The following is a 12315-nucleotide window of genomic DNA, read 5'->3' as shown; positions in this document are numbered from 1 at the left end:
AACAGCGCGCCGAGTCAGAGCTTTACTTGCCTGTCACGTCCGCAAATGCGCGGCAGGACGGCTAAGGACATCAGGTCAGAATTTTATGGCTGGCGCGGGCGCCGGCGCGGGTTTCGCATCTGCGACTGCGGGTGCCGGATCGGCGTCCAAACTGAGAATTGCAACCGTCACGCCTTGCCGCTCGTAAATTCGCCCTTCAAGTTGCAGCAACGGCTGCCCTGCGGTCACATCGCGGTGCAATTCAGCTGCAGGGGCGGTTAGCGGCGCGCCCCAGCCCAGCAACACTCCACCCGCAGGCAATTCCCTTCGGTCTGCGGGCGCACCAAAGCGTTTGATCAGCGCGGTCTCGACATGCTCTGAGATTTGCCCCGCCACGACGTTGCGCACCATCACCGACGCGGCCCCCCCGTCCCGTGCGAAGCGGGCGATAAAACAGGTTGAACCGGCTTCCCGCGTCAGTTCAGGATCGTCGAGAGGCTTAAAAAGACACGGACCTTGCTCAACCGAAAGCACATTCGGGTCGTCCCAAGACGCGGTTGCATCGGGCAATTGTTCTTCCAGCGCATGTTCGATCTCTTCGCGCCCCATTCCGGTCGAAACTGTCAGTAGGGCAAACGTACCTTTGGTGGAAGGTGCCGTTTGTTCAGCGGCAGGGTCAGCTTGTGCAGAAGACTGTGCCGCGCCGGCAGGGAGAGAAACATTCGTAACGCCGGCTTCGTAGATCACGCTGTTGTCCTTGGGGTCGATGACCCGCATCGCCACGAATTTGGCCACGGCTGGCATCGCTTTCTTATTCCTTTGCACCAGCACCGGTGTTGTCCGGAATTCGTCCACCGTTGCGAGAACCCTGATCTGAACGCCTCTCTCGCGGCCATCCTTACGTCCGTCGTAGCGTTCGATGAATTCTTCCGCCTGCTCGATCTCCATCGGCAGCCCCGCCGCGATCAGATCGTCAGCACCGGTCAGGGTCAGCCGATAGGCCCCCGGAAGTTTCTCGCTATCAAAGGCCGAACAGGAATTTGGCAGTGAGATAAAAGCTACCTTGTTATAAAAACTTAGATATTCGCCGTGCGGGGTAAAGGGAAACCGCTCTGTTTCGATATTGTATTGCCCGAGACTTTCCTGGCTAAAGTCGATAACAAAAAGCTGTTCTTGCGGCGCGGTCTCCGTCAGTAGAGCTGACAGTTTTTCCGCTACCTGCTTTTTTAACCGCGCGGTGCGGATCGGGTTGCCGGCGGCGGCTCTTAACTCCCTGCAATGTGTCGCCGCGCCATAAATGTCCGAGAAGCCGGCGTTGTCCGCCGCGTCTGGCGCAAGACGGAGTTGGCGCAGCAGAAGATTCGCGACATCAGGGCTGAGCGCAGTGTCCCAGACCGACGCCTGCCCGCGTTCCAGCACCTCGACCTCGCGTTCATAGAGGATCTCGCCGGTAGCCTTATCGCGGAAGATGACATGGTTCACTTGAACTTCTATTTGGGACCAACGGGAATCTTGGTCATTAAAACCCCGCGGCGTGACCACAAGTTCGACGGTGACGGTGGGCCGTTGCTGGCGGGAAACCAGCGCCTCGGCCCGTGCTGCGTCAAGCGGAAGCCTATCCATGACACCATTATCGACGAAAACAGCAACCCCTGACTGGACGGCCACCTGACCGCGATTGGTTACGCAGTGGTTGATCCGGCGGGCATAGGGATTACTAAGCGTGGTGACGAATTGCTCGGGTCTTTTCGGATCACGTTGTCTGGGGCTAATGTCATAGCTCTGCGTGTCCATATCATATTTCGGCAATGTGACATCGTAGCTGACCCTGAACCGTTCGGGCGAATGCAGACTAGCGAGCATTTCGCGTGCCCGTTCTGGCGCGGCGTCAAGAAGGCGCCTTTGATCGAACTGGTTACGCGCGGAGCGGGCTTCTTCTGTGCAGCCCTGTTTCCCATCCCAATAGGCCAGTCCGGAGGCGATCTCGGGGTTATTCAGTTGCTCGGGGTGCGCTTTAAAATAGGCAATGGTGACTGCTGCGGGATCAAGGAACGGCAGGAGAACCTGCTCGACCTGTTCTGTTTCCGCCTGTGGGATCCTGATGTCCTTTGGCCCGTAAACCGCAAGAATCCGCGAATATTTTTCGCTGCCGTGCGTGCGGACAATGATGTTCTCGGGTTGGATTTTGGCGATGCCGATGTCGTACTGTCCCGGCGGCGAGATTTCCGTCACGGTGCCACGTATTTTAACCACGATTGTCGGGAACCCCTGTTCATAAAATGCTTCGGCCTCCCCGCGTGAGAATTTCAGATCACCGATAAGCTGTTGTACCATCTTCGCGTCAAAAGGTCTTCCGTCCGCAGCGGTAATGTCGAAACTGCGCGGAAAGCGGGCCGTATCGGCGGGGCTCTGCGCGCGGCCCAAGGTGTTACAGTAATCGGATGACCGGACCGCGACAGTGGTACCCTGCGCATTAAGTGCGATCGGGAAGGTACCCGTTGTCATATTGTAGTCTGCGACCGACAGTTGCACCTCTAACTCGACCATCGGGGGAGGGACGGGTGGAGGCAAGGCCGCAACCGCGGCAAAAGTCTGTCTTGCCGCCGCCATCGCATCCTCTATCTCAAAAGGGTTAAGCCGTTGTTTTCGATAAAAGCTCTTGGAACTACAGTTCCAGCCGGCAAACCACCCCAGAAACCCGTCAGAGTTGCCTAGTTCGGGATTCGCGCGAATATAAGACGTCAGAAGATAGTCATAAGCATCCGCCCCGGAAAGTGCAGCGTCGCCCGTTTGTACCGGTGTCACATAGGCGCCGGATAACGCGGTCGCGGTTGTCCCCGCCACCCCGCCGCCAAGCGCCACCAGCCGGTTACGCATGGACTGGGCCAAGCAGTTTTCGTCGCTCTGACAGCGGTTGCGCGCTTCAATCCAATGGTTCTGGCGCTGCAAAAGCATACTCCCGCCCCCACCGGACCGTGCCCGTTTGAAAGCTGCGGCGAGTTGCCGGTCGAGCATGGCAAGCTCGGCCGATCTGCAGATCGCGTGCTCCGCCGCGTTGCCCGCACGGGCGCAATTAAAGCTTGGTTGCCCAAATGTCGGAGCGGCGTTTCTTCCTGCGGCATGCCTCAGCTCTGTTAGCAGCCAGTCGTCTACCTGCCCGGAACGGGGCATTCCCCGATCCCGTTGGAAATTCCTGATTGCTCTGCGGGTGTTCGGCCCCATCACACCATCGGCCCCGCCGCTGGCATAGCCCAGTTGCGACAGAAGCGTCTGCACCTCGCGGATTGTGCCCGAACTGTACTTCGCGGTCGTCTGAACTGTCGGTGAAGGGGTTGGTTTTCGCGTGGGTTGCGGTGCCGGTTTCGTGCGCTGCTGCTGCACAATCTGACCGATCCCCTGTTTTACGATGCTCTCAAGCAGTCCGTTTGCCTGCATTGGCGTCGCCGCAAGGCCAATTGACACGGCTGCAATTAAAAGACTGTTCAAGCCGGTTTTACGAATTGATTTGTTGAAAAGATATTTCATATAAAAGGCCCCCTGTTTGAAGGACAATCCCAGACGGATCGCTCACATACCAGGTAAGGAGGCGCAGTATCTTACGTACTTTTCAGTCCACTCACTGACATGTCATATACGGATCGTTGGGATCCCAACGTGCCGGACATAGCGAATTCGCTGGACTTAGCGAAAATTAAGAAAACTTACCTGTAAGACTGTTAAACACTTCGATTCGAGTCAAGCTTCAAGGCATGGCAGACCATATGACTGGGCTTTTGACTTTCGCGATATTGTCGCTGTTCCCCGTCTTTGAAGGGTAGAAATTCCCGGGTTCACCGGCCCTGGCCGTGATTGAAAATTCGGTCTGCCCTGAGACGCAACCGCGCTTAACCAAAGCACGATTGGCACCTCAGAGCATTTGTGTCAGCGTCTGATGCAAACACTTCCAGCCTCCGGCGGGGATATTTCCCCCAAAAAGAGCCGTTGGTTAATCCGCGCTGGCTTCGGCCTGAACGATGGTTCTTGTGGGGAAAGGAATGTCGATCCCCGCTTCGTCAAAGGCGTCTTTTGCCTTGCGTGTCAGATCGAACTTCACATTCCAGAAATCCGCCGCGTCGGTCCAGGCGCGGATTGTGAAATCGACCGAACTGTCACCCAGATTGGTTACTTTGACAAAAGGCTCCGGCAGGTCGTGGATGCGTTCATCCTCTTCCACCAGTGCCTTGAGCACGGTTTCCGCCTTTTTCAGATCGGTGTCATAGGACACCCCCAGCACCAGTTCCACGCGGCGCGTGCTGTGGAACGAGTAGTTCTTGATAGCGGTGCCAAACACCTCTCCGTTGGGCAGGATAATCTGCACATTGTCGGTTGTGGCCAGTTCGGTTGTAAACAGGCTCACGTCGATAACGGTGCCCGAAAATCCGCCGATTTCTACGAAATCACCGATTTTGAAGGGCCGGAACACCACCAGCATGACACCGGCCGCCAGATTGGCGAGCGTGCCTTGTAGCGCCAGACCGATGGCCAGACCGGCGGCACCGATAACCGCGACAAGCGAGGCCGTCTGGATACCGAACCGCGCCAATACGAAGATGACAGCAAAGGCGAGCAGCGCATAACGGGCCACGCTGCCCAGAAACGAGAACAACATATCGTCGATCTTCTCGTGTTTCTTGGCGTAGCCGGCGATGTACCGCTGCAGCACACCGCCCAGCCAGATGGCTGCCGCCAGAATAAGTGCCGCGTAGAGCACATTCAGCAGCAAAGCTACAATCCATTCCATAATTCTACCTCTATCCTATTCGCCAGCGAGGGCATTCATCTTTCGCGCCAGCTTTATATCCAGATCGGACAGCCCGTCCACATCATGTGTGGTCAGGGTCACGTCTACGCGGTTGTACACATTGAACCATTCGGGGTGGTGGTTCCATTTCTCGGCCCAGATCGCAGCGCGGGTCATAAAGCCGAACGCCTCGATGAAATTCTTGAACTTGAAGGTTTTGAGGATGGCCTCTCGGGTGTCATCCTTGGTCCAGCCGGTGTCAAACAGTTCTGCCAGCGGTTCGTCGTTCTGTAGTTTTTCAGCCATTATACTCTCCTTTTTCTTTCCGAAACGGACCGTAGGCCGTCATCACTTCGATCTCTTCGTCAATGGCGTCCCGCTCTGCCTCCAGATAGCGGGCCACGGCGTCCTTAAAGCCCGGATCAGCGATCCAGTGCAGGGAATGGACCTGCGTCGGAAGATAGCCCCGCGCCAGTTTGTGTGGCCCCTGCGCCCCTGCCTCGACCCGCGCCAGCCCGTGTTGGATGGCATAGTCGATGGCGCGGTAATAGCACACCTCAAAATGCAGACAGGGATGATCCTCAAGGCAGCCCCAATAACGGCCATAAAGCGTGTCGCGCCCGATGAAGTTCAGCGCACCGGCCACCCAGCGCCCCTCCCGCTCGCACATCACCAGCAGAATGTCGTCGCGCAACTGTTCATGGGCCAGATCGAAAAACGCCCGGGTCAGATAGGGCGTGCCCCATTTGCGCATGCCGGTGTCTTGATAAAACATCCAGAAAGCATCCCAGTGCTCGGACAGTATCTGATCGCCGGTAAAACTGTGGATCGTCCCACCGAAATCCTGCGCAGTCCGACGCTCCTTACGGATGTTCTTGCGCTTGCGCGACGAGAGCGCGGCGAGAAAGTCATCGAAACCGTCGTAGCCGTCGTTATACCAGTGAAACTGCTGTCCGGTGCGGCGCAAAAGGCCCATCTGCGCCCCTGCAAGGGCTTCTGACTCGGTGCAAAAGGTCACGTGCCACGAAGACAGCTCGTTCTGCGCGGCCAGTTGCACCGCCCCCTGAACCAAAGCCCCCATCGCGAGATCATCCTCACCGGCGGCCGTCAGGAACCGGCGTCCCGTTACCGGCGTGAAGGGCACAGCCGACTGAAGTTTGGGATAATAAGCCCCGCCTGCATTTTCATAGGCATGGGCCCAGTTGTAATCAAAGATATACTCACCCTGACTGTGGGTCTTGGCATAGGCTGGCATCACCCCGACAAGCCGCCCGTTCTGGCGGGCGACAAGATGGCGGGGCATCCAGCCGCTGTCAGCGCCCACCGATCCGCTTTGCTCTAGCGCCGATAGGAACCTGTGGCTGGTGAAAGGATCAAACGGGCGTTGGCCGGACCCGTCAGGATTGGCACAGCTGTCCCAATCCTGCGCTGCGATCTGGTCGAGACCCGAAATGACGCTTATTTCTACCGGCGCCGGGTCTGTGGAGTTCTTCGGGGGTGTCTGATTTTCCATATCAGCATCCACATGGGTGCCAAAGCTGACAGGTCAAGCCAGATACCCCTCAAAGGTAATATTCTGCGCAATTTTACGCGCCTCATGCTCCTGCGCGGCCGATTTGACGGTCCAGCAGAACACGGTTGCGCCCTGTGTGATCAGATCCTGCACCACCGCGCTGTGAAGGTCTTTCACCTGATGGGACACGAAACTGGCGCCAACCCTTGCGTAATCGGGAATACTGGCAAGCTCTGCGCAACGCTCTTCCGGCACCTCAGGCCACTCTGCTGGGTCAAACGGGTCCGTCACCAGTCCACGGGGGATGTCGGGCGCAAACGCTGCGCATTTGGCAACCGAATGAGGGTTAAAGGACATAAGCGCCACAGGCCCCCGATAGGATTTCAGACCCTCGCAGACCAGCCGCTCCATATCGCCGGTCTCTGGCCCGAGCGCGCCATCCTGATCCTTGATCTCCACCAGCAAAGGCACCTGCCCCGCGACCACGCCCAGAAACTGTTCCAGCGTGGGAATCGGTTCGTCCCCGTGGGTCAGGCGCATGGCGCCCAACTCGCGCGCGGTGTGTTCGCGCAGCGCCCCGAAATGGCGGGTCAGACGTTGCAGGTGGTCGTCGTGGAACACCATCGGCACCCCGTCCGACGACAGTTGCAAATCAATCTCGATCCCGTATCCCGCCGCGATCGCAGCATGGGCACCGGCGAGCGAGTTTTCAGGCCGGCCCGCACGTACATCATGCAAAGTGCGATGGGCCAGCGGAGCTTTCAGAAAGGCGTCCAGCATCAGGAAATCTGGAAGATGCCTTCGATCTCAACCGCCACGTTGAATGGCAGAGAAGATGTCCCGACAGCCGCCCGCGCATGGGCGCCGGCCTCTCCGAAAACCGCGCCCATAAAATCGGAGGCGCCGTTGATTACCGCCGGATGGTCTTCAAACTCGGGCGTGCAATTGACAAAGCCGCCCAGTTTTACCACGCGGGTCACACGATCCAGATCGCCATTGCAGGCGGCCTTCAACTGCGCAATCAGGTTCAAGGCACAGGTTTTCGCCGCCTCCTGACCGGCCGCGACATCCAGATCGCCGCCCAGTTTGCCGCAGATCAGCCCGTCAGGGCCTTTGGCAATCTGGCCGGACACATACACCATGTCACCGACAACCACATAAGGCACATAATTGGCCGCAGGGGCCGGCGCCTCGGGCAGTGTTTCGCCAAGCTGTGCCAGAACCGCGTCTATTTTTCCAACCATCTCAATCTCCAATAAAGGGGTGCTGCCAAGCTACCTGACAGAAACGCCCCCGCAACAGGAAAGATGCCCGTTGCGCTTCAATGTTCCAAAAATACTCAGCCGCGCGGCCGGATTATTCACGGAAGGCGCGGTTGAAATAATCGGTAAAGGGTTTGGTCAGATAGCTGATCGGAGAACGTTCCTCGGTCTTGATAAACGCTTCTACAGGCATGCCCGGCAATAATTCCACATCGCCCAAACGCTCCATTTCTCCTTCATTCGGAACGATCTCCGCCGAATAATAGGACATGCCGGTGGTATCATCCTGGAACACATCGGCAGAGACTTTGGCCACGGTGCCGAAAATCTCGGGCGTTGTGCGCTGGTCAAACGTAGAGAACCGCAGGCTCGCGTCCTGTCCTACATGCACCTGATCCACGTTAATTGCCGAAATCCGCGTGGTGATCACCAGCGGGCTGTCGGTGGGCACAACGTAAAGAATCGCATCCGCAGGACGCACCACAGAGCGGATGGCGTGGACGGTCAGACCGTGAATCACACCGGACATCGGCGCACGGACGTCCATCCGGCTGAGGGTCTCGCGCAGGCTCAGCTTGCGTTCGAGCATCTCAATTTCCGAATAGCTGAGGTCGCGCAGGGTGGAAATAGCCTCTTCACGGCGCTGGTTGCGCAGTTGCAGGATCTGAATATCCGTCTCGACAATCTGCGCCCCGCCCCGTGCTGCCGCGCTTTCAAGCTCTCCGATGGAGCCTTTCAACCGTGCGGCTTCCCGCTCCAGTGACAGCACACGGCTGGCCTGCGCCAGTCCTTTCTCCAACAGCCCCTGCTGGTCGATCAGCTCTTTGGTGATCAATGCAACCTGTTCTTTGGAGGACGCCAGTTGCGCCTCGACACCGCGGATTTGCAGTTTGATCTGCTGCTTGCGTTCGTTCAGCTGTTCTACCTGTTGATCCAGCGACTCGCGCCGCGCTTCAAACAGACGGGATTGTCCCTCGATCAATGCCCGCACATCCGCAGAGGTTTTTGCCACCTCCAGCAGTTCAGGATCAAAGCTCAGCTTCTCGGCATTGTCCCGTTCCGCAATCAGGCGGGCGCGACGGGACAGGATTTCATTCAACTGGCCGTTCACGGTCGCCAGTTCAGAGCGCAACAACGTGTCATCAAAGCGGATTAGAACATCGCCCGCTTCAACGCGGTCGCCCTCTTTCACCAGAATTTCGCCGACAACGCCGCCTTGGGGATGCTGCACCACCTGACGCAGACTTTCGACCTGAATCATGCCGCTGGAAATCACAGCGCCCGAGATCGTGGCGAAACTGCCCCAGATACCAAGGACACCGATCAGCACCGCAACCGCAAGCATCCCTAAAAACAGGGGTTTCTTTGCGGACCAGCGGGACTGCACAGGTGCGGGCGCTACGCCACCGGGCATTCCGGCCATAGACAATTGCTGCACGCTCATGACGCCCGTCCTTTTTGTAACGCATCGGTAATCTGCGCCACGTTGCGCACCTGTTCTTTCAGCACTTCGTCGCGCGGACCAAAGGCCTTGCGCATGCCGTTTTCTAGAACCAGCAGGTTTTCACATTCCGCAATCGCCGCAGGACGGTGTGCCATGATGATGACGGATTTGCCTTCGGCTTTCATCGTGCGGATTGCATCGTTCAGCGCGTTGGAGCCGACCGAATCAAGATTGGAGTTCGGTTCGTCCAGCACCAGAATAAGCGGATCACCGTAAAGCGCGCGCGCCAGACCCAGCCTTTGCCGCTGGCCGCCGGACAGTCGCCCGCCAAAGTTGCCAATCGGCGTGTCATAGCCTTCGGGTTGTTCAAGGATCATCTCATGGGCGCCGGCTTTCTTGGCCGCCGCCACCACAGCCGCCGCATCGGGGGTTTCCGACATACGGGCGATGTTTTCCGCGATGGTCGCATCAAACAGCGTTACTGTTTGCGGCAGATAGCCGACGTATTGCCCCAGCACATCCGGATCATAGTTATCAAGAGACGCACCATCGAGCCGGATCCGCCCCGAGGCCGGTTTCCAGATCCCGCAGATCACCCGCGCGAGCGAGGATTTACCCGCCGCGCTGGGCCCGATCACACCGAGGGCCGTGCCCGGCTGCACCTCAAAGCTGACCATCTTCAGGCTCGCCTGGGATTCGCCCGGAGGAACTGCTGTCAGGTTTTGCGCAGTCAGGTGCGCTTTGGGCCGTGGCAGCGCGGTGCGCGGGGTTTCATCCGGCACGATTTCCAGCAGCTTGGACAAGTTGAACCAGCCGCTGCTGGCCCGCTGCACCAAAGGCCACTGACCGATCGCCATTTCGATTGGCGCCAGTGCACGGCCCATCAGGATGGAACCCGCAATCATCGCGCCCGGAGTCAGTTCGTTTTGCAGCACCAGATAGGCACCCAGCGCCAGCATCGCAGATTGCAGAAACAGGCGGAAGGCTTTAGTAAAAGAGGAAAACGCGCCAGTCACATCGCTGGACTGCATGTTCGAGGACAGGGATTTGTTCCGCGTCTTGCGCCAGCGGGACATCACAGCGCCGCGCATCCCCAGCCCTTGCACCACTTCACGGTCATCGCGCACGTTTTCGGCAAAACTGTCGGCCCGTGTGCTTTGGATCTGGGCGTCGATCACGCCCTTCTTGGACACCTTCTGGTTGATAATCGTCGTGACGATCAGCAACGCCCCGCCCGCCAGCGCAAGATAGCCGAGCATCGGGTGGAACATGAAAATGGCGCAGGCAAAAATCGGGGTCCAAGGCATGTCGCAAATGGCGAACAGTGCCGGAGAGGTCATCAGTTTCTGCACCGATTCCAGATCACGCAGGCCGCTTTGGATTTTGTCGCCCCGTCCCGGCTGGGACGGCACCTTGAGCAGCGCCTTGAACACACGTTCGTCCAGATCGGACTGGAATTGCGCACCGGCACGGGCCAGAACACGGCCCCGCGCCCAGTCCAGCACACCAAAGAGGATATAAAGCAATGCCACCAGCACCGACAGCGCGACCAGCGTTGCCTCGGACCGGCTGCCAAGCACACGGTCATAGACCTGCAACATGAACAACGGACCCGTCAGCATGAGCAGGTTTACGAAAATACTGAAGAATCCAACGGACAGGAACAGGCCACGACTGCGGCTGCGCACATCGCGCAATTCCGCCAGCCCGACAGGATAGTGCATTTTTTCGCCGGCCATCGTTAATTCCCAATCTTTATAAGCCAATCAATTATCGAAAGACTTATAGACGACTTGAAATCAAAAAAAACATCAAAGCAGTGATCGCTCTCAAATGTTTGATGTAAATATGTGCCAATTGACACATGAAGTTTATAGACTAAGTGCTCAAAAAGCACAAACACGCCGATTTTACACGCCTTTGGTCGACAGTCCGGAGGGATGCCCTTACAAGACCCACTCGACTGAATGATCCTTAACTTGTTGACAAATTAGATATGAAAATCCGTATGCCCCACAGCCTCCTTCCCCTGATTGGCGCTGTTGCCCTGACAGCCTGTACGGCAGGGCCGCCGGATCAGGAGATCTTTGATCCGGATGAAGCCGAAAACCGCAAGGTTCATGCCTTCAACAAAGCGCTCGACCGCAATCTGGTCGCCCCTGTTGCCCGCGGTTATGGCAAGGCTGTTCCCGTGCGTGCGGATAAGGCGATTAACAACCTTGCGAACCATCTCGCGATTCCAGGTGAAATTGTGAACAGCACCTTGCAGTTGAACTTTGAGGACGTGGTGATCAATACGATCCGTTTTGCCACCAACACCGTGTTTGGTCTCGGTGGCCTGTTCGATTTTGCAACCGTTGCGGGTATGGAAGAAGACGTGGACACGGACTTTGGCAAGACACTTGCGGTCTACGGTATCCCTGAGGGGCGCTACCTTGAAGTGCCGGTTTTCGGGCCGCGTACCGAACGGGAAGCCTATGGGATTGTCGTGGACTACCTGCTTGATCCGCTCGGCAGCTTCCTGCCTGCAAGCGCGCAGAAAGTGACTTACCCTCTCTATGTTGTGGACAAGCTTGGCGACCGTAACGAGTATGACGATGCAATCAGCGGTGTGCTGTATGAATCCGAAGACAGCTACGCCACGGCGCGTTCCATCTACCTGCAAAACCGCAGATTTGACATCGGCGGCACCGTAAATCTAGACGATCTGGAGGATCCTTATGCGAATTAAATCCCTACTCTCCCGTCGCAGCCTTCTCGGTTTGATCGTCGGCCTGTTTCTGGCCGGCCCTGCCGCGGCCCTGTCCCAAGCGCAAGCCGAAAAGCTGATTGGCGCTCTGACCAATGACATTTTCCGCACGATCAACTCGGGCAAGTCCGAGGGCGCAATGTATCGCGACTTTGAGAAAATTTTCTCAAAATACGCGGACGTTCCAACCATCGCCAGTTCTTCGCTGGGCGTTGCACGGCGCAGCGCAACCCCCGCCCAGATGCGCGCTTATACCAAAGCGTTTCAGGGCTATGTGTCTCGCAAGTACGGCAAGCGTTTCCGTGAATTTATCGGAGCCAAAATTGAGGTCAGAGGCGCGCGTCAAACCAAACGCGGCTACCTTGTCAGCAGCGATGTAACCTTCAAAGGTAAGAAACCGTTCGTCGTTGAATGGCAGGTGTCCGACGCTTCCGGTCGTGACAAGATGTTCGACATCATCATCGAAGGCATTTCCATGCTGCGGTTGGAGCGGGAAGAAATCGGGTCTATGCTGGACCGGCGCGGTGGCGACATCAACAAACTGATCGCCCATCTGAAAACAGCGTCCTAATCGGGCGCTGGCCCTTT

Annotated in this window: 10 protein-coding genes; 2 read left to right on the top strand and 8 right to left on the bottom strand. The window is 57.5% G+C overall.

Annotated elements, in window-relative coordinates; all coding sequences use genetic code 11:
• Window positions 1-75: 75 nt before the first annotated feature.
• From BFV97_RS18690 to BFV97_RS02170, 8 genes are all read right to left on the bottom strand, one after another.
• On the bottom strand, window positions 76-3414 hold the full coding sequence (locus BFV97_RS18690) for a peptidoglycan-binding protein (RefSeq protein WP_245667530.1): 3339 nt from the start codon (window positions 3412-3414) through the stop codon (window positions 76-78).
• A gap of 550 nt (window positions 3415-3964) precedes the next feature.
• Entirely contained in the window at window positions 3965-4759 is a 795-nt protein-coding gene (locus BFV97_RS02200; RefSeq protein ID WP_069298669.1) for a mechanosensitive ion channel family protein, read from the bottom strand.
• A gap of 15 nt (window positions 4760-4774) precedes the next feature.
• Window positions 4775-5065, bottom strand: coding sequence for a 4a-hydroxytetrahydrobiopterin dehydratase (locus tag BFV97_RS02195; protein WP_069298668.1), 291 nt, complete (start codon window positions 5063-5065; stop codon window positions 4775-4777).
• Window positions 5058-6272: a GNAT family N-acetyltransferase gene (locus BFV97_RS02190; protein WP_069298667.1), complete on the bottom strand. Its 1215-nt coding sequence runs from the start codon at window positions 6270-6272 to the stop codon at window positions 5058-5060. Before BFV97_RS02190 ends, BFV97_RS02195 begins: the two co-directional genes overlap by 8 nt.
• 33 nt (window positions 6273-6305) lie before the next feature.
• On the bottom strand, window positions 6306-7052 hold the full coding sequence (locus BFV97_RS02185) for a glycerophosphodiester phosphodiesterase family protein (protein WP_069298666.1): 747 nt from the start codon (window positions 7050-7052) through the stop codon (window positions 6306-6308).
• On the bottom strand, window positions 7052-7516 hold the full coding sequence (locus BFV97_RS02180; RefSeq protein ID WP_069298665.1) for a RidA family protein: 465 nt from the start codon (window positions 7514-7516) through the stop codon (window positions 7052-7054). The genes BFV97_RS02185 and BFV97_RS02180 overlap by 1 nt, the downstream gene beginning before the upstream one ends.
• A 112-nt stretch (window positions 7517-7628) precedes the next feature.
• The gene (locus BFV97_RS02175; RefSeq protein ID WP_083225462.1) at window positions 7629-8978 is read right to left on the bottom strand and encodes an HlyD family type I secretion periplasmic adaptor subunit; all 1350 of its coding nucleotides are present in this window, start codon (window positions 8976-8978) and stop codon (window positions 7629-7631) included.
• The gene (locus BFV97_RS02170) at window positions 8975-10717 is read right to left on the bottom strand and encodes a type I secretion system permease/ATPase (RefSeq protein ID WP_083225461.1); all 1743 of its coding nucleotides are present in this window, start codon (window positions 10715-10717) and stop codon (window positions 8975-8977) included. The genes BFV97_RS02175 and BFV97_RS02170 overlap by 4 nt, the downstream gene beginning before the upstream one ends.
• 269 nt (window positions 10718-10986) lie before the next feature.
• On the opposite strand from BFV97_RS02170, the gene BFV97_RS02165 reads away from it, so the two are divergent.
• A complete protein-coding gene (locus tag BFV97_RS02165) occupies window positions 10987-11709 on the top strand; it encodes an MlaA family lipoprotein (protein ID WP_157888254.1) in 723 nt (240 codons plus the stop codon).
• Window positions 11699-12298 carry an MlaC/ttg2D family ABC transporter substrate-binding protein gene (locus BFV97_RS02160; RefSeq protein ID WP_069298663.1) on the top strand — a complete coding sequence of 200 codons (600 nt, stop codon included), beginning with the start codon at window positions 11699-11701 and terminating at the stop codon, window positions 12296-12298. The genes BFV97_RS02165 and BFV97_RS02160 overlap by 11 nt, the downstream gene beginning before the upstream one ends.
• Window positions 12299-12315 lie beyond the last annotated feature (17 nt).

Source organism: Neptunicoccus sediminis, assembly GCF_001719615.1.
GTDB lineage: Bacteria > Pseudomonadota > Alphaproteobacteria > Rhodobacterales > Rhodobacteraceae > Amylibacter > Amylibacter sediminis.
Note: the sequence above shows the minus strand (reverse complement) of the source record. Positions and strands in the feature narration are given on the sequence as shown.

Coding starts and splice junctions, on each gene's coding strand:
- BFV97_RS02160 (WP_069298663.1), top strand. CDS start 11,699: ATGCGAATTAAATCCCTACTCTCCCGTCGCAGCCTTCTCGGTTTGATC.
- BFV97_RS02180 (WP_069298665.1), bottom strand. CDS start 7,516: ATGGTTGGAAAAATAGACGCGGTTCTGGCACAGCTTGGCGAAACACTG.
- BFV97_RS02175 (WP_083225462.1), bottom strand. CDS start 8,978: ATGAGCGTGCAGCAATTGTCTATGGCCGGAATGCCCGGTGGCGTAGCG.
- BFV97_RS02195 (WP_069298668.1), bottom strand. CDS start 5,065: ATGGCTGAAAAACTACAGAACGACGAACCGCTGGCAGAACTGTTTGAC.
- BFV97_RS02200 (WP_069298669.1), bottom strand. CDS start 4,759: ATGGAATGGATTGTAGCTTTGCTGCTGAATGTGCTCTACGCGGCACTT.
- BFV97_RS02165 (WP_157888254.1), top strand. CDS start 10,987: ATGCCCCACAGCCTCCTTCCCCTGATTGGCGCTGTTGCCCTGACAGCC.
- BFV97_RS02185 (WP_069298666.1), bottom strand. CDS start 7,052: ATGCTGGACGCCTTTCTGAAAGCTCCGCTGGCCCATCGCACTTTGCAT.
- BFV97_RS02190 (WP_069298667.1), bottom strand. CDS start 6,272: ATGGAAAATCAGACACCCCCGAAGAACTCCACAGACCCGGCGCCGGTA.
- BFV97_RS02170 (WP_083225461.1), bottom strand. CDS start 10,717: ATGGCCGGCGAAAAAATGCACTATCCTGTCGGGCTGGCGGAATTGCGC.
- BFV97_RS18690 (WP_245667530.1), bottom strand. CDS start 3,414: ATGCAGGCAAACGGACTGCTTGAGAGCATCGTAAAACAGGGGATCGGT.